Origin of the sequence: Sphingomonas sp. Leaf28 (assembly GCF_001421685.1) — a bacterium.
Lineage (GTDB): Bacteria > Pseudomonadota > Alphaproteobacteria > Sphingomonadales > Sphingomonadaceae > Sphingomonas > Sphingomonas aurantiaca.
The window spans coordinates 246,673-262,535 of the sequence record NZ_LMKX01000009.1 but is presented as its reverse complement, the minus strand read 5'-3'; the positions used below and the strand labels follow the sequence as shown (position 1 = coordinate 262,535).

14 protein-coding genes are annotated in these 15,863 nt (G+C 68.4%); 2 read left to right on the top strand and 12 right to left on the bottom strand.

The window, feature by feature from the left end; translation table 11 throughout:
• Window positions 1-25 precede the first annotated feature (25 nt).
• Window positions 26-223: a hypothetical protein gene (locus tag ASE79_RS14330; RefSeq protein ID WP_056417909.1), complete on the top strand. Its 198-nt coding sequence runs from the start codon at window positions 26-28 to the stop codon at window positions 221-223.
• Here the strand turns inward: ASE79_RS14330 and ASE79_RS14325 are convergent.
• From ASE79_RS14325 to ASE79_RS14270, 12 genes are all read right to left on the bottom strand, one after another.
• Window positions 216-2,102 carry an XrtA/PEP-CTERM system amidotransferase gene (locus tag ASE79_RS14325; protein ID WP_056417906.1) on the bottom strand — a complete coding sequence of 629 codons (1,887 nt, stop codon included), beginning with the start codon at window positions 2,100-2,102 and terminating at the stop codon, window positions 216-218. The two genes, ASE79_RS14330 and ASE79_RS14325, sit on opposite strands and share 8 nt — an antisense overlap.
• Window positions 2,103-3,578, bottom strand: coding sequence for an exosortase A (gene xrtA, locus ASE79_RS14320; RefSeq protein WP_056417903.1), 1,476 nt, complete (start codon window positions 3,576-3,578; stop codon window positions 2,103-2,105).
• The gene (locus tag ASE79_RS14315; protein WP_056417901.1) at window positions 3,575-4,756 is read right to left on the bottom strand and encodes a TIGR03087 family PEP-CTERM/XrtA system glycosyltransferase; all 1,182 of its coding nucleotides are present in this window, start codon (window positions 4,754-4,756) and stop codon (window positions 3,575-3,577) included. The genes xrtA and ASE79_RS14315 overlap by 4 nt, the downstream gene beginning before the upstream one ends.
• Window positions 4,753-5,781 (bottom strand): FemAB family XrtA/PEP-CTERM system-associated protein, encoded by a 1,029-nt coding sequence (locus ASE79_RS14310; RefSeq protein WP_416354516.1) that lies wholly within the window; start codon window positions 5,779-5,781, stop codon window positions 4,753-4,755. The genes ASE79_RS14315 and ASE79_RS14310 overlap by 4 nt, the downstream gene beginning before the upstream one ends.
• An 8-nt stretch (window positions 5,782-5,789) precedes the next feature.
• Window positions 5,790-6,650, bottom strand: a complete 861-nt coding sequence (locus tag ASE79_RS14305) for an XrtA system polysaccharide deacetylase (RefSeq protein WP_235516947.1) — start codon at window positions 6,648-6,650, stop codon at window positions 5,790-5,792.
• A 1-nt stretch (window position 6,651) separates the two neighbouring features.
• Window positions 6,652-7,722: an ExeA family protein gene (locus tag ASE79_RS14300; protein ID WP_056417894.1), complete on the bottom strand. Its 1,071-nt coding sequence runs from the start codon at window positions 7,720-7,722 to the stop codon at window positions 6,652-6,654.
• A 13-nt stretch (window positions 7,723-7,735) separates the two neighbouring features.
• Window positions 7,736-9,370, bottom strand: a complete 1,635-nt coding sequence (locus ASE79_RS14295) for a hypothetical protein (RefSeq protein ID WP_056417892.1) — start codon at window positions 9,368-9,370, stop codon at window positions 7,736-7,738.
• Window positions 9,367-10,377 (bottom strand): AAA family ATPase, encoded by a 1,011-nt coding sequence (locus ASE79_RS14290; protein WP_056417888.1) that lies wholly within the window; start codon window positions 10,375-10,377, stop codon window positions 9,367-9,369. The genes ASE79_RS14295 and ASE79_RS14290 overlap by 4 nt, the downstream gene beginning before the upstream one ends.
• A 5-nt stretch (window positions 10,378-10,382) precedes the next feature.
• Window positions 10,383-11,906: an XrtA system polysaccharide chain length determinant gene (locus ASE79_RS14285; RefSeq protein ID WP_056417885.1), complete on the bottom strand. Its 1,524-nt coding sequence runs from the start codon at window positions 11,904-11,906 to the stop codon at window positions 10,383-10,385.
• A 10-nt stretch (window positions 11,907-11,916) separates the two neighbouring features.
• The gene (locus ASE79_RS14280; RefSeq protein WP_056417882.1) at window positions 11,917-12,561 is read right to left on the bottom strand and encodes an XrtA/PEP-CTERM system exopolysaccharide export protein; all 645 of its coding nucleotides are present in this window, start codon (window positions 12,559-12,561) and stop codon (window positions 11,917-11,919) included.
• Window positions 12,562-12,720: 159 nt separating this feature from the next.
• Complete coding sequence (locus tag ASE79_RS14275) at window positions 12,721-13,947, bottom strand: pyridoxal-dependent decarboxylase, exosortase A system-associated (RefSeq protein WP_056417879.1); 1,227 nt, start codon at window positions 13,945-13,947, stop codon at window positions 12,721-12,723.
• Window positions 13,944-15,470 carry an AMP-binding protein gene (locus ASE79_RS14270; RefSeq protein WP_056417877.1) on the bottom strand — a complete coding sequence of 509 codons (1,527 nt, stop codon included), beginning with the start codon at window positions 15,468-15,470 and terminating at the stop codon, window positions 13,944-13,946. Before ASE79_RS14270 ends, ASE79_RS14275 begins: the two co-directional genes overlap by 4 nt.
• A 94-nt stretch (window positions 15,471-15,564) precedes the next feature.
• On the opposite strand from ASE79_RS14270, the gene ASE79_RS14265 reads away from it, so the two are divergent.
• Window positions 15,565-15,843, top strand: coding sequence for an acyl carrier protein (locus ASE79_RS14265; RefSeq protein WP_107957435.1), 279 nt, complete (start codon window positions 15,565-15,567; stop codon window positions 15,841-15,843).
• Window positions 15,844-15,863 lie beyond the last annotated feature (20 nt).

Sequence of the window (15,863 nt, the reverse complement as noted above, 5' to 3'; positions counted from 1 at the left end):
TTAACCTGCAACTCAGGAGAGCGCGATGACCCGTCCGCATGCCGAACCCCGCGACGTCTTCCACGAAAACGGCGAGGTGATCATTGACGGGCCTAACGGCACCGTCATTGCGATGACTCCCGAAGCCGCGCTGCGGACTGCGGGGCGGCTGGACGAGGCCGCGCTGGACGAGTTGATCGCGCGCGCGCAGATCGACGCCAAGACGCCGCTTCGCCCTAACTGAACATCCGCCGCATCGATCGCTCCAGCATCACGAACTGCCACAATGTCCGCCCGTGCTCGGCCCTGCCCATTCGGTGTTCGTCCGCGATCCGCGCGATCGTCGCCATGTCGAACCAGCCGGTCTCGCCGAGCGTCCGCGACTTGGCGAGCGCGATTGCCTCGCCCGCCAGCGCCTCGCGGAACCACGCGCTGATCGGCGTGACGAAGCCCATCTTCTGGCGATAGAGTATTTCGCGCGGCAGATAGGGCTCCATCGCCTTCTTCATCAGCCATTTGCCCTCGCCGTGGCGCAGCCGCATGGTCGCGGGCAGCGTGGCGCAGAACTCGATCAGGCGGTGGTCGAGCAGCGGTTCGCGCGCTTCGAGCCCGACCGCCATGCTCGTGCGATCGACCTTCGTCAGGATATCGCCGGGCAGCCAATGCTTGATATCCGCATATTGCGCGCGGTCGATCGCATCGCGCGCGGGCGCGTTGGCCATCGTCGCAACATAGCGATCCTCCGCAGCATAGTCGCCGAGCGCAGCGCGCGCGCTCGGCGTGAAGAGCTGCATGCGGAGCTCGGGCGCAGTGACGCCGACCGAGCGGGCATAGGCCTCGCCACCGTCGCGGGCGAGCGCGAGCAATGTCGAGCGGGCGCGGAGCGGGCGCGGCGCCCAGTCGGCCTTGGGATACCAGCGGCCGAGCGTCCCGAAGACGTCCGCGCGCAGGTGGGCTGGGAGCAGGCCGCGAATGCGTTCCTCCGCGGACTGGAACTTGTAGCGGCGATAGCCGGCGAGCGCCTCGTCCGCACCATCCCCCGACAGCGCGACGGTGACGCTTTCGCGGGCGAGCGCGCAGACCTGATAGGTCGCGAGCGCTGAGGCATCCGCGAACGGTTCGTCGAAGCTCGCGACGAGCGTGTCGATCAGCGAGACATCGCCTGACTGCACGACGCGCTCGCGGTGGTCGGTGGCGAAGCGGCGGGCGACCGTGGTGGCGAAGCCGCGCTCGTCATGGCCGGCTTCGTCGAACCCGATCGTGCAGGTGCGCACCGCCTTGGGGCTTGCCTCGGCCATCAGCGCGACGACCGCCGAGCTGTCGACCCCGCCCGACAGGAACGCGCCGAGCGGCACGTCGGCGACCATCCGCGACCGCACGCCCGCGCGCATCCGATCGACGAGCTCCTCGCCCAGCGCCTTGGCCGAGCCGGTCGCGCGGTTCGAGAAATCGATGTCCCACCACCGGCGCGGCGGCGGCACCGGCCGACCGCGCTCGACGAGCAGGAAATGACCCGCGGCGAGTTTCTTCACGCCCGCGACGATGCAGGCGTCATCGGGCACGTACCCCAGCGCCAGATAATCCTCGACCGCGTGGAGATCGGGGACGCGCCGCAATTGCGGATGCGCGAGCAGGCCCTTGAGCTCGGACGCGAAGGCGAGCGAGCCGTCCGCCAGCTCGACATAATGCAGCGGCTTCACGCCCAGCCGGTCGCGCGCGAGGAACAGCGTGTGTGCGGCGGAATCGTGGATCGCGAACGCGAACATGCCGTTCAGCCGGTCGAGCATCGACGGCCCCCACGCGCGCCACGCATGGAGCAGCACCTCGGTATCGCCCGTCGTCCGGAAGATCGCGCCCTCGGCGATCAGCGCGTCGCGCAGTTCGGCGAAGTTATAGACCTCGCCATTATAGGTGATCGTCAGCGACCCGTCGGACATCGGCTGCCGCGAGCCTTCGAGGTCGATGATCGACAGCCGGCGATGCCCCAGGCCGACGCCGGGCGCGGTCCAGATGCCGTCGCCGTCGGGCCCGCGATGCGCCTGCGCGGCGATCATCGCGAGGATGCGGTTGGGCTCGACCGGCTTGGGCGTTCCCGGATGGAAGATCCCGGCGATGCCGCACATCTAGCGCATCCCCGCAGCGGTATCGGCCACCGCGTCGATCGGCCCCAGCGCGGCGAGGAAGCGGGTGATCGGTCGCGGATCGGCGCCCTCGACCGAGAGGTGGATCGCCACCGCGCGTTGCGGGCCGCCGAGCAACCGCGCCTTCATCGTCTCGATCTTCACCAGCGTCTCGTCCTGCGTGGTCACGTCGCCGACCCGGTACCACGTTGCGACGATCCGCTCTACGGGCCCCGGCGCGGTGATCCGCATCGCCGACCCGCGCGCGATGTCGGGCAGATCGGCGACGCGGACCCAGCGATCCTCCTGGCGCAGGACGCCGGTACCGTAGGCGATCAGTTCTTTGCCCTCGCGCTGGCTGCCGAACACCACGATGCCGATGTCGACGGTCGCGCCCGAGGCGTCGGCATAGCGGCCGAACAGATAATGGTCTGCGCCCGGATAATAAGGTATCCAGGGTGCGGCGGTGCTGACCGGGACGCGGTGCCAGCCGGGGATGTCGGGCAGGTCGATATGCGCGGGCAGCGGCTGCGCCCGGCCTGCGACGGCCGCGCTCCAGGCCGGGAACAGCGCGACCGTTGCGAGCACGAGTGCGGTGGCGACCAGCAGGTCGGTGCGGTGGCGCGGCATCGCCTGGAGCCGGGCGGGATCGAAGGCAGGATCGTCGGGCGCCCGGTCGAACCAGCGCCAGCCGATCGCCAGCACGCCCGCCATGACGAGCGCGAAGAACACCCAGCCATAGACGATGTGGTCGAACCCGGTGGCCGCCTCGACCGAGGTCAGGTCCGCCGCCCAGATCGTCCCGAACGCGCGGACGCCGTTGGCGATGACCGGCACGACGACCGAGACCATCAGGAAGACCGCCCGGCGTTTCCACGACACGAAGCAGAGATTGGCGACGAGCACGCCGAACGCGACCATCGCAATGACGAACTTGGCGCCCGAACACGCCTCCGCGACCTCGAAATAATAGCGGCCCGCATGGATGAGGACGCCGTCGACCACCGCGGGCACGCCGACGAGGTGGAGCAGCGGCATGACGATCCCGACCGTGATCACCTGCAACGGCGGTTCGAGGCCTTCGCCGAACGGGACGAGGAACACCGCATAAGCCAGCGGAAACAGCAGCCCGCGAGCGACGTTGGGGCCGAGGATCGTGACGACCGCGCCTTGCAGCATGATCACCAGCCCGAGCTGTCGCGCAAAGCCGACCGAGGCGGCGTCCCCCATCAGCCAGCCGAACCCGCCGATCGTGACGAGCGCGAGGCCGGGCCACCAGCCGGTCGGCGTCAGCTGGGCCAGGTCGCTGCGGCGTTGCCAGACGAGCCAGGCGACGACCGGGCCGATGAACAGGCAATGCCCGAAGGTCGTGCTGTTCCACCAGATATGCGCAAGATCGCCGACGTCGCTGCGGAAGGTCAGCAGGATCAGCGCGGACACGAACGCCAGCGCAATGCCGTGACGGCGCCACGCGCTCATGCCGTCAGACCGAGCAGCGCGTCCAGCGGGGCAAGGCGGGCATCCCAGCCATAACGTGCGATGACCTGCGCCCGCGCCGCGCTGCCGAGACGCGCAGCGGTCTGCGGCGCGTCGAGCAGCGCGAGGACTTGGTCGGCGAAGGCCTGTGTCGAGCCGGCGACCCGGATCGTGTCGGCGTGGTCGATCCCCTCCGCCGCCGCTGTAGAGGCGACGACGGGACGTGCCATCGCCATCGCCTCGAGCACCTTGTTCTGGATGCCGCGCGCGAGCTTCAGCGGGGCGACGCAGACGTCTGCCGCGGCGACCCAGCCGCGAACGTCGTCGACGGCCCCGGTGACGATGACGTGATCGCCCGCCAGCGCCTGGACGGCGGGCGGGGGCGCGCGACCGACGATCGCGAACTGCGCGGCGCGGCGTTGGCGGACGAGCGGAAGGATGTCGCGCGCGAACCAGGTGACGGCGTCGATGTTGGGCCGGTAATCCATCTGGCCGGTGAACACGATCAGTCGTGTCTTGCCGGAGCGGATACCGCCTGGGAGGTCGACGAAGGCCGCCGCCGGGTCGAACGTTACCGAATCGATACCGTTCTCGACCGCGAGGATCTGCCCGTTCGCGCCGCCATCCCGGAAGAGCGCGGCTTCGGCCTGGCTGACGAACAGGCTCGCTGAAACGCGCGCGGCAATCTCATGCTCGAACGCGCCCAGCAGCCCGGCTTCGCGGCGCATCATCCAGCGCATCGGGCCGCGCGCGTCGTCTGCAAATCCTGCGAACTTGGCCGAATCGACGTCGACAAAGTCCATGACGACGGGCGGACCGTCGGCGGGGAGATACTGCGCCATCTGGCCCGAGAAACAGTAGATGCCCGACACCTGCGGCACGATGCGGTCGACCGCGCTTTGCATCGCCGGACTGGCGAAGGCGGTCAGCGATACCGGCTTGCCGCTGGCCAACGCCTCGACGGCCGCGAGCTTCTGCGATTTGCCGCGTGGCAGGATCGTGCAGCTTGCCAGCATGTCGGTGAACGCTGCCGGCGGATCGAGGTCCGCCGCATCGTCGGCAAAGGCCACCAGATGAACGGGAGTGCGCTTCGCCAGATACTGGAGGATGTGGAAGCCGCGAATCTTGTCGCCGCGATCGGGGGGAAAGGGAATCCGGTGCGCGAGAAAGAGCAGGCTCACCCCAGGCCTCGGGAGATCCATGGCCCGGCTGCGGTGGCGGCCCAGAGCGGCAACCGCTTCCATGTCCGCACCATCAGCGCGTATTTGGGATTGAGCGGGTTCACCTCGCGCGCGGGGCCGTCGCTGCGTTTCGCATAGAGCCGCGGTTCTGGCGTGAAGCCCCAGTTCTTCTTGAACGCCGCCGCGCCCGTATCGGTCTTCGAGCGCCCGAAATCGAACCGCGTGCAGCCTTTCGCGCGCGCGTGCGCCATCAGCGCGAAATACATCCGGTCATTGGCGCGCAGCGCGCGCGCCGCATCGGTCCCGCCGCCCCAATAGGGATAGACGGTGCCGTTGAAATACAGGCTGAGCACGCTGGCGACCGCGACACCCTGATGCCGAACGGTGAGAACATCGGCGTCCATCGTGCTCGCAACACACCGGAAAAGTTTCGCGGGAAAGACCGGCGTACCGAGGTTGCGGACCGACTCGGCGTAGATCCGATAATGCTCGTCGAGCAGCGTACGGTCGTTGCCGGTCACGATCTCAAGATCGAGCCCGAGCGAACGGCGAACTTCGGCGCGCTGTTTGCGCGGGATCGCGAGCAGCTCGGCCGCCTCGTCCGCCGCGAGATCGCGCGCGAACCCGAGATAGCTGGTGTCGTCGCTGGTCCAGCCATCAGGCGCCGCGCCGCCACGGAGTTCGACCGATGGGCAGCCTAACCGCAGCGCCAGGTTCCACGCCCCCGCCGCAAGCGGTTCGATCGACGCCCCCAGTACGCCGCCATCGACGCCGAACCCGGTCGACACCAGCGCGCGCCCGAACAGCAGCGAGCGCATCTCGGTCAACGGCAGCACGCCGAGGATCGCACCGCTAGTATCCTCGGACAGCAGATAGTGCGCGCGTTGGCCACACGCCTCCTGCACGGCGCGGCTCCATTGCGGCAGATGAAACGGCGTCGCGCCATCGGTCGCCGCGACGAAGGCCGCGATCCGCGCGCACTCGGCCGGATCGCGAAGGTCTGCCTCGCGCACGCCGACGGGCATGGGTGCGGTCACGCCAGCCGGGCCGCTTCGCGCGCGACGACCGCATCGACGCGGCCCCAGGCATGACGACCGAGCAACCCGCGCAGCTTGCCCGCCATCGCGCCGAGCCGTGAATAATGGCGGATCTTGGAGCGCATCGGTGCGGCATCGACGCGCGGCTGCGATGGATCGATCTCCCACGGGTGGAAGTAGAACATCGCCGGGCGATCTTCGCGGTTGACCTGACGCACCGCGAAATCGGTGATCGCGGCCGGCAACAGGCGGAAGAAGCCGCCGCCGGTCGCAAGCTTGCGTTCGCCGAACTTGGCAACCGTCACGGGTACCTCGATCAGCGCGCTGTCGGGGAGCGGCTTGAAGCCATAACGCGGCGCGTCGAGCCAGCCATAATGGTCGTGCTTTACCGGCGCGACGCTCGACGAATAGGCATAGCCCGCGTCCGCGAGCTCGACATGCGCCCATGGCGTCCGCTGATCGATCGAGAAGCTCGGCGCGCGATAGCCCGTGACCGCCGTGCCTGCCGCATTCTCGATCGCGGTCCGCGCGCGGATCAGGTCGGCGCGAAAGACATCCGGCGTCATCGTGAAGACTCGCTGGTGATCCCAGCCGTGGCTGGCGATCTCATGCCCCGCATCGACGATCCGGCGGATCAGCGCGGGATAGCGATGCGCGACCCAGCCGAGCGTGAAGAACGTCGCCTTGGTGTCGCGCTCGGCGAACAGTGCGAGCACCGCGTCGGTGTTCGCCTCGACGCGCGGCATCAGCGAGTCCCACTCCGCCTTGTCGATGACGTTTTCGAAGGCGCCGACCTGAAACCAGTCCTCAACATCGACGGACATGCCGTTGAGGACAGGCGCTTTTACGCCGCTCATCTTACGCGGCATCATGCCAGGCAGCGACGCCGCGGATCGGCGCATAGTCGGGCTTGTCGGTATCGCTCTCGACCCAGTCGACCAGCAACGTCAGCACGCGGCGCAGCGCCTTGTCCTGCACCTCCACGCGTGCCTCGAGCGCGGCGATACGATCCTCGATCGCCGGATCGGTGCGGGGTGCTTCGGCGACGGGCGCAGGCTGCGCGATCGACGCGGCGGGCGTAGCGGCGCCCTTCCCCGTATCGGTCGCCAGCGTCGGCAGATCACCTTCGAGATCGCGTTGTACCGACCGCACGACGGCGGCATCGATGACGCGGAGATCCTCGATCGCGCCGTAGAGCATCACGCGCCCGGCGAGCAGGTTCAGGCGGCGCGGGACGCCTGCCGAGGCGGCATAGAAGGCGGCAAACGCATCGTCGGAAAAGTCGGGGTTACCGGTCCAGCCGACCACCGTCAGGCGGTGTGCGAGATAGTCGGAAACCTCATGCTCCTCCATCGGATCGAGATGGTGGATCGCGATTACGCGCTGGCGGAGCTGTTCAAGCCGGTCGGAGCCGTGCAGCCGATCGCGGAACTCGGGCTGGCCGAGCAGGACGATCTGCAACAGCGCATGGCCGCCCGCCTGGAAGTTCGACAGCATCCGCAGTTCCTCGAGCGCGGACACGGGCAAGGCCTGCGCCTCGTCGACGATCAGCAAGGTGCGCTTGCCGGTGCGCGCGACCGCGTGCAGGCCGCGCTCGATCGCGGTGAGCAGTTCGGCCTTGGTCAGCGCCGACGGATCCACCTGAAGCTCGGTCGCGACGATGCGCAGCAGGTCGTCCGCCTCGATCGCGGTCGATACCAGCTTGATCGCGTTGAGCTGCTGGTGATCGATCGTGTCCATCAGATGGCCGACGAGCGTGGTCTTGCCCGCGCCGATATCGCCGGTGATGACGATGAAGCCCTCACCCTGCGCAAGGCCATAGCCGAGATACGCCATCGCCTTGCGGTGCGTGCCGGTTTCGAACCAGAATTTGGGATCGGGGGTCAGCTGGAACGGGCGCCCCGTCAGTCCATAATGTTCGTCGTACATAAGCTGCTCGCCTTCAGAACTGGTACCGCGCACCGATCAGCGCCTGCGCCGACCAGTCGCTATCGAGATCACCGACCTTGAAGCTGTAGAGTCCGAGCGACGCGGTCGTACCGAGCCGCCCGAAATTACGATAATAGGTTCCGGTCCCGCCATAGGACCAAACGCTGGTGTCGCCCGTGATATCCTCGACGCCGCTGTCATAGTAATTCACGAACAGATCGGCGTTGATGCCCGACACCGGGGTCAACGAACGTGCGTAGAAAAGTTGCCCGTAATAGCTCTGGTCCTCGAGGCCGCTGACGACGAGGCCCGGCGCGAGCCGCGGCGAATAGAGCTTGCGGCTGGCATAACCGATGCCCGCGCCCCAGGTCGACCGCCCGCGCGTCGCGATCAGCACGCCGTCGATCCCGCGCGCGCGGTAGCTCGACGTCGATATCGACTGGAACACGTCGTTGAGGCAGGCGCCCGGCTGCGCGCCGCTGGAGCCGAAGACGCAGCCGTTGAACTGCTGGCCAAAGCCCTGTTGCTGGCCCGAGACGAAGCTCGTCGGGAGGTTGCTGAGCCCGGTGCGGAGCTGGCGGCCGAACGTCTGGACGCCGTCATAGACGTTGACCGCGAGCCCGACGGACTGCGACGCCTGATAGGTTGCGGTGCCGGTATAGCTCAGCGAGCCATAGCGCTTGCCGATATGCCCTTCGACCGAGGTGCGGCGATTGGGACGCCAGACGACGCCGGCGTCGTAATAGATGCCGTCGGTCCGGTAGGCGATCCGGCGCGGGGATGCGGCGTTGGTGACGAACCGGCCGTCCTCGTCGAGGACCGGCGCACCGGTCGCGTCGACCAGCGCGTCCTTCTGGCTGGTCTCGATCTTCTCATAGCCGACGCCCGCGGTCAGCGCGACATAGGGGGAGATCGGCTGGAGCACGTCGCCGCGGCCGTAATAGCCTTCGTAGCGCTGCTTGAGCTGGCTGGCGGTCTCGCGGTCATAGGCGCCGCTCAGCGTGACGCCGAATGGCGCGATCATGCCGGGGGCGACCGTCGCGCTGGCGGTCGCGGTGTGGCCGATCGAATCATCGTAATAATCGAGCCGCTGCCCGCCGATGTTCGTATCGGCGAAGGTCGGCGTCTCGACCTTGGTATAGCCGAGCCGGTAATTGGCGTTGAACGTGACGGGGCCGGCGACGCCGGTGAAGCTGGGGCCGGCATAGACCGCATACAGCTGCGAGACGTTGTCGACATTGCCGACGAGCAGGCCGGGCGCGGCGCCGCGGATGTCCGACCGGGTGCGCGTAGCGATGCCGCCCGCCTCGATCGTCAGGTTGCGGTTGAGCTTGGCATCGACGCGCGCCAGCCCCGAATGGATATCGCTGTCGCCGACATCGTCGTTCCACGCGAAGCGGCGTTCGTAGCGATAGCTGACCTGCCCGGCCACGCGCGGCGTCGCGATCGTCGCGTCGACGCCCGCCGCAAGGCTGGTATAGGTCAGCGTGTCGCCGCCGCTGAGATCGGCGTCGAGGATCTGGCTGGCCTCGATATAGGGCCGGACGGTGACTTGGGGCGCGTCCTGCGCGGCGGCCGGCAAGGCGAGCGCGACGAGCGTCGCCGCACTGCCCACGCACGCGAGGCTGCGAGAGGCGTGGCGGATCATTGGGCGCTGTCCTGACCGTAATAGCTGCCAAAGCGCGCGCCGCCCTGGACGTACGCGACGGCGTTGAGGACGAGCTGGATATGCTCGCATCCGTCGAGAATGTTGACCGCGGCGCGCAGTTCGCTCTCGGGCGTGCGATCGGCGCGGACGACGAGCATCACCTGGCCGACCCGCATCGCCAGCACCGATGCGGCGGAGGCGGCCAGTGCAGGCGGCGAATCGATGATGATGATCCGGCGCGGGTTGGCGGCGAGCAGCCGCGCGATGACCGCCCTGGTCCGCGCGCTGGCAAGGAGTTCGGTATCCATCGCGGTCTTCGTGCCCGCGGGGAGGATCGAGAGATGCGGCACGTCGGTCGCGATGACGAGATCCTCGACGTCGATCCGCGAATCGCTCAGCGCGTCGAGCAGGCCTGGACCGTCGATCAGGCCCAGCTGCTTGACGATATCGGGCTTTGCGACATCGGCATCGACGAGCAGGACTTCGGTGTCGCGCTCCGCCGCGATCGAGAGCGCGAGGTTGATCGCGCAGAACGTCTTGCCATCCTCCGGGCGGGCCGAGCACACCAGGATCATCCGCGCCTTGTCCGCGCTTTCGCTTTCGGCAATCCGCGCGCTGGCGATCAGCAGCTGCCGCTTGATCAGGCGAAACTCCTCCGCGAGCGGACCGACCGGTGCGCCGGGCACGATCATGCCGTTGGCGGCGAGCATCCCGCGATCGATCCGTGCGGTGTCGTCCGGATCCTCGGGATAATAGACCTCGTCGCCGAACTCGTCGCCGATCGGCGCGCGCAGTTCCTCGGGAATCGCCAGGAAGGTCGCGTCGGTGAAATCGGGAGCCGGTGCCGGGGCGGGCGCCGGCGGGGCCACCGGCGTGTCGACGACCGGCGCCACCGGCTGCGCCGGCGGCACGGCGCCGCCGCGGGCGCGCGCATGGGCGGTGAAGTCGTACACCTTGGCCGCACGTTCGAGCAGCGAGGGTTCGCGATCTGGTTTCGTCACGGTCATACCCTTCAGGCCGCCAGGCCGCGCTGGAGGATCTCTACCCCCAGCAGCAACACATAGGCGGCACCCAGCGCGGCGGTGCCGCCCAGGAACATCTTGAACTTACGGCGGCGATGGTTCGATTGCACGCGCGTAACGACCTCGCCGATCGAGCCGATGACGGGCATGCCCGCCACCTTCTCGAGCCGGCTGCTGGTCGCGAACGTCGCGCGCAACTGGCCCATCGCGAACGCCGCGCCGATCCCCGCCGCGAGCCCGGCGACCAGGACGCCGGTGAGCAGCAGCATCCGGTTGGGCGCGCTGGGCTTGGTCGGCATCGTCGGTGGATCGATCACGCTGAACTTGACGTGATCGCTCTGCGACTGCGCCTGCCCGACAATCGCCGTCTGCTCGCGCTGTTTCAGCAGTGCGTCATACTGGTCCTTGAGCACCTGGTAATCGCGATCGATCGAGCCCTGCTCGGCGGCGACCTCGGGATCGCCCGTCAGCTTCGAGTTGAGCAGGTCGAGATCGCCCTGCAACTGGCTGCGCCGCATCCGCAGCGACGCCACCGTCGCGGTGCGATCCGCGACCATCGACTGGAGCGAGGCGTAAAGCGGGTTCTGCGCGCTGCTGCCGCCACTGCCGCCCGACAAGGGCTCGCTGCGCGCCGCCGCGGTCGCGGCCGCCAGCTGGCTCTTGAGCGCGACGACGTCGGGGTGGTTTTCGGTATAGCCGCGCGCGCGCGCATCGGCGAGCTGCCCCTGGATCGCCTGGAGCCGCGCGCGCGCCGGCCCGATCGCGCCGGCGACACCCCCTGCCCCCGCGACGGTCGCCGGCGTGCCTGCCATCTGCCCCTGCACCGCGGACAGGCTCGACTGCGCGGCGGCGAGATCGCCGTCGACCTGCGACATCTGCGAACGCGCGGCGCCGATCCGGTCGCTGACCGAGCCGGTGCCCGGGAGGCTGCCGAGATAGCGATTCTGGAAATCGGCGCGCTTGGCCTCGGCATCCGCCAGCTGCTTCTGCCGGGCGGCGAGCTGCTGATCGAGGAACGTCAGGCTCTGCGTCGTCTTGGAGCGATCACCGGCAAGGTTCTGCTCGACGAACAGGTCGATCAGCTTCTGCGTGATCTGGCGCGCGAGCTTGGGGCTGGAGGCGCTCGTCGTGATCTGGAAGACATTGTCCTGCTGCGACGCGATCTTGATGTTGGGCGCCAGGCTCGCGACCCGGTCGGCGACGTCGCGGTCGCTGGAGATGGTCGCCGCCAGGTCGGTGCCGCGCACCACCTTTTCGAGGTTCACCGCCGAGATCAACGTCGTGCGGATCGTGTCGACGGTCATCGGCGTGCTCTGCGGCACGCCGTCCATCCCCGCGGGCAGGATCGTCTGCATCTGGACGAACACGCGCGACGTGGATTCGTAGCGGCTCGGGATCTGCGACACGACCAGCCAGCCGAGCACGCAGACGCCCCACGCTACCGCCAGCGCCAGCCAGCGCCGCGTCCAGATCGCATGGAGCGCGATTCGCACCTCGTCGTAGATCCCGTTCATCGCGCGTGCCTCAGAACATCGATTCGGGGATGATGATCACATCACCGGGTTCGAGCCGGACGTTGGCGGACGAATCGCCCTTCTTCAGCAGGTTGCCGATCTGCAACGCGAACTCGGTCTGCTTGCCGGTGGCCCGGTCGTAGCGGACCAGCCGCGCCTTGTTGCCCGCCGCATATTGGCTGAGCCCGCCGACCGCGATCATCGCGTCGAGCAGGGTCATGTTGGCGCGGTACGGGATCGACGCGGGCTTTTCGGTCGCGCCGACGATGCGGACCTGCTGGCTGTAGGTGCCGCTGAAATTCTCGACGATCACCGAGACGATCGGGTCCTTGATATAGGCCCCCAGCGCCTTCTTGATGTCGTCGCTGAGCATCGCCGGGGTCTTTCCGACCGCGGGCATGTCGTTGATCAGCGGCGTCGTGATCCGGCCATCGGGGCGCACCTGGACCTTCGACGACAATTCGGGATTGCGCCAGACGAAGATATTGAGCTGATCGAGCGGGCCGATCACATAGTCCTCGCCCGGCAATTCCTTGTTCGCGACATAGGCGGCAGGCGGCAGTTCTGGGCGGCCGCCGGTGCTGGTGCACGCGGACACGGTGGCACCAACAAGGCCGAGGGTCAGCAGGGATTTCGCAACGGGTCCGGAACGCATGGCCACTTTTCTCCTGGCGCCACACCGTCCGTCGATTGCCCGACGGTCGGCTAAACTCAGCCTCGGCTATGCCGGGAACAGGTGAAGATAGCGTTAGGAGCGCCCCGTAACCATGCCCCCGGCCGGCACCGGCCCCAGAATGGGACAGTAAACGACAGGCTATGATTGAGAAACGATCTCGATCGCAGGTGGATGCCCGAGAAACGCATACGGACTGGCGCTCGCCCCATAAGCCCCCGCCATGAAGATCGCGATCAACTCGCCGACCTTGGCCGTGGGCAGCGCGACCTTGTCGCCCAGCCGGTCCAGCGGGGTGCAGAGCGGACCGACCACGGACGCGGTGATCGTGGTTTCTTGACCCATGCGCGCCGCGACCGCGATCGGATAGTTGCGACGCACCACGGTGCCGAAATTGCCGCTGGCGGCGAGCTGGTGGTTGAGACCGCCGTCGACGACGACGAAGGTTTCGCCTTGGCTCTGCTTCACGTCGACGATGCGCGTGAGATAGACGCCGGCCTCGGCCACCAGCCAGCGCCCCAGCTCGATCGCGAACCGCGTCTCGCCGAGGATGGCCGCGCGAGATGCAAGCGCGTCGGCCAGCGCGTCGCCGACCCGCTCGACGTCGAGCGCCACGTCGCCGGCGAAATAGGGCACGCCGAACCCGCCGCCCAGATTGACGAGCGGTGGCGCCACGCCCGCTTCGTCGGCCAGCCGCGCGGCGAGCGCGAGCGTTGCGGCCTGCGTCTCGATGATCGCGCCGGGATCGAGCGCCTGGCTGCCGGCATAGATATGAAAGCCCCGCCAGTCCGCCCCGGCGCCGACGATCGCCGTCACGAGCGCCGCGGCACGCACCGCGTCCACGCCGAACGGCGACGCGCGTCCGCCCATCCGCATCCCCGATCCGCGCAGTTCGATGTCGGGGTTCACGCGCACCGCCATCCGCGGTGCCAGGCCGAGCCGATCGCCGATCGCGAACGCACGCGCCGCCTCGCCTTCCGATTCGACGTTGAGCGTGGCGCCCGCGGTGATCGCGGCGACGAGTTCGTCGTCGCGCTTGCCTGGGCCGGCAAAGCTGATCGCGGCGGCTGGCTTCACGGTCAGCGCGTGGGCGAGCTCACCCGAGGAGGCGACATCGAGCCCATCTACGAGCGGCGCGATCGCCGCGAGCAGATCGGCATGCGGATTGGCCTTGATCGCGTAATGCAGATCGATCGCCGGCATCGCGGCCCGGAACCGCGCGATACGCGCGGCGACGATCGCCATGTCGTAGACGAACAGCGGCGTATCGCCGGCCTGCAAAGCCCAGTCGTCAGCCGACTGGCCGGCGATCGACAGCGACCCCGACTGGCCTGCGAACTCCGGAGGAAGAGCGCCCATCGGTTTCATCGCACGTGCTCCTCGTTGCCCTGCGACCAGTGTCGCACCTCGGTCGCGATGGCAGACCTGTCGAGCTTCCCATTGGCATTGCGCGATAATTCCTCGCGCCACAGATAATGGCCGGGCTGCATGAAGCTCGGCAACGTCGTCCGCAGTCGCGCGCGCAACGCCGTCTCGCCGCCGGCATCGCCCGCCGCCATGACGACGATCGCCTGCCCAAGCCGCGCATCTGTCACGCCGACCGCGACCGCTTCGCGCGCCTCGCCGCCGGCCAGTACTGCCTCCTCGACCTCGAGCGGGCTGATCCGGTTCCCCGCGCTCTTGATCATCTCGTCATCGCGCCCGACGAACCGAAGCAGGCCGTCCGCCCCCTCGGTCACGGTATCGCCCGACCACACCGCCATGCCGCGCCCATCCGGCGCCGGCCGGAACCGCTGCGCCGTCCGCTCTGTATCCTGCCAATAGCCTTGCGCCACCAGCGGGCCTGCATGCACGAGCTCGCCCGCCTCGCCGGCCGCGGCGCGCGTGCCGTCGGGCTTCACCACGGAGACCTCTGCAAACGGGATCGCCCGCCCCATCGCATCGGGATGCGTATCGATCAGCGCCGGGTCGAGATAGGTCGACCGGAACGCCTCGGTCAGGCCGTACATCGCGTAGACATCCGCCGCCGGGAACCGCGCGCGCAGGCCCCGCACCAGCCGCGGCGTCAGCGCGCCGCCCGAATTGGTCAGCCGTTGCAACTTCGCAGCGGTCTCTGTCGGCCACTCCGCCTCGAGCAGTTGCACCCAGAGCGGCGGTACTCCTGCCAGCGTCGTCGCCCCGAAGCGCGCGACCGCCTTCACCACATCGCGCGCGACCAGATAGTCGAGCGGCGCGACCGAGGCGCCCGCCGCCCAGGTCGAAAACAGCTGGTTCTGGCCATAGTCGAACGACAAGGGCAGCACGCCGAGCACGCGGTCGGCGGGCACGAGCTTCAAATAGTGCGCGACCGAAATCGCACCGAGCCACAGATTGGCATGGCTGAGCATCACGCCCTTCGGCCGCCCCGTGGAGCCGGACGTGTAGAGGATCGCCGCCAGACGATCGGGATCGGCGTCCGACGGCCCCAGCCCGGCGCCGTTCCCGGCAATGCCATCGGCCTCGTCCGCAATCGTGCAGCCGTCTGGCACATCACCATCGTCCAGAGTCCCGGCGCGCACGGGCTGCGTCACCAGCAGCCGCGCGCCGCTATCGCCGAGAATATGCGCGACCTGCGCGCGCCGGAGCAGCGGATTGACCGGGACATGCACCAGCCCCGCGCGCGCCGCCGCCAGCGGCATCAGGCAGGCGACCCGGGTCTTGGGCAACCACGTCGCGACGCGGTCCCCTGCCGAGAGCCCCTGCCCCGCGAGCCATCCCGCCAATCGGGCGACGCCCGCCTCGAGCTCGGCGAACGTCATCGATCCCGCCTTGTCGATCAGCGCGACGTCCTGCGCCGCGCCGCGCCGCGCGATATGGTCGATGGGGTATGGAACGGGGTCGAGCACGATCATGACCGCCCTCATAGCGGCAAGCCCGCATGGCGCGAAGCCGTTGCCGAATTCGGCCCCACACGCTAGCGGGGCCCGGTTCGTAACGGTTCAGGCGATGCTCGTGATCTTCGAAGGCACTTCCCAAGTCGAAACGACGGTACGCGCCGTCCTCGCCGATATCCTCGGCCTGAGCGCCGACCGCGTTGCCGCGTTCACCGCCGACACGCCGCTGTTCGGCGCGCTGCCCGAGCTCGATTCGATGGCGGTGGCGAGCGTGCTGACCGAGCTCGAGGACCGGCTCGGCATCCTGATCGAGGATGACGAGATCGACGGCGAGATGCTCGAGACGTTCGGCGCGCTGGTGACGTTTGCCGCGGGCAAGGCGCTGGTCTAGCCGACGTCGGGGGTCTAGCC

Bases quoted from the DNA above. Each gene is read 5' to 3' on its own strand.
- ASE79_RS14270 (WP_056417877.1), bottom strand. From the start codon at position 15,470: ATGATCGTGCTCGACCCCGTTCCATACCCCATCGACCATATCGCGCGG.
- ASE79_RS14330 (WP_056417909.1), top strand. From the start codon at position 26: ATGACCCGTCCGCATGCCGAACCCCGCGACGTCTTCCACGAAAACGGC.
- ASE79_RS14310 (WP_416354516.1), bottom strand. From the start codon at position 5,781: ATGCCCGTCGGCGTGCGCGAGGCAGACCTTCGCGATCCGGCCGAGTGC.
- ASE79_RS14295 (WP_056417892.1), bottom strand. From the start codon at position 9,370: ATGATCCGCCACGCCTCTCGCAGCCTCGCGTGCGTGGGCAGTGCGGCG.
- ASE79_RS14285 (WP_056417885.1), bottom strand. From the start codon at position 11,906: ATGAACGGGATCTACGACGAGGTGCGAATCGCGCTCCATGCGATCTGG.
- xrtA (WP_056417903.1), bottom strand. From the start codon at position 3,578: ATGAGCGCGTGGCGCCGTCACGGCATTGCGCTGGCGTTCGTGTCCGCG.
- ASE79_RS14325 (WP_056417906.1), bottom strand. From the start codon at position 2,102: ATGTGCGGCATCGCCGGGATCTTCCATCCGGGAACGCCCAAGCCGGTC.
- ASE79_RS14290 (WP_056417888.1), bottom strand. From the start codon at position 10,377: ATGACCGTGACGAAACCAGATCGCGAACCCTCGCTGCTCGAACGTGCG.
- ASE79_RS14280 (WP_056417882.1), bottom strand. From the start codon at position 12,561: ATGCGTTCCGGACCCGTTGCGAAATCCCTGCTGACCCTCGGCCTTGTT.
- ASE79_RS14275 (WP_056417879.1), bottom strand. From the start codon at position 13,947: ATGAAACCGATGGGCGCTCTTCCTCCGGAGTTCGCAGGCCAGTCGGGG.
- ASE79_RS14305 (WP_235516947.1), bottom strand. From the start codon at position 6,650: ATGAGCGGCGTAAAAGCGCCTGTCCTCAACGGCATGTCCGTCGATGTT.
- ASE79_RS14300 (WP_056417894.1), bottom strand. From the start codon at position 7,722: ATGTACGACGAACATTATGGACTGACGGGGCGCCCGTTCCAGCTGACC.
- ASE79_RS14265 (WP_107957435.1), top strand. From the start codon at position 15,565: ATGCTCGTGATCTTCGAAGGCACTTCCCAAGTCGAAACGACGGTACGC.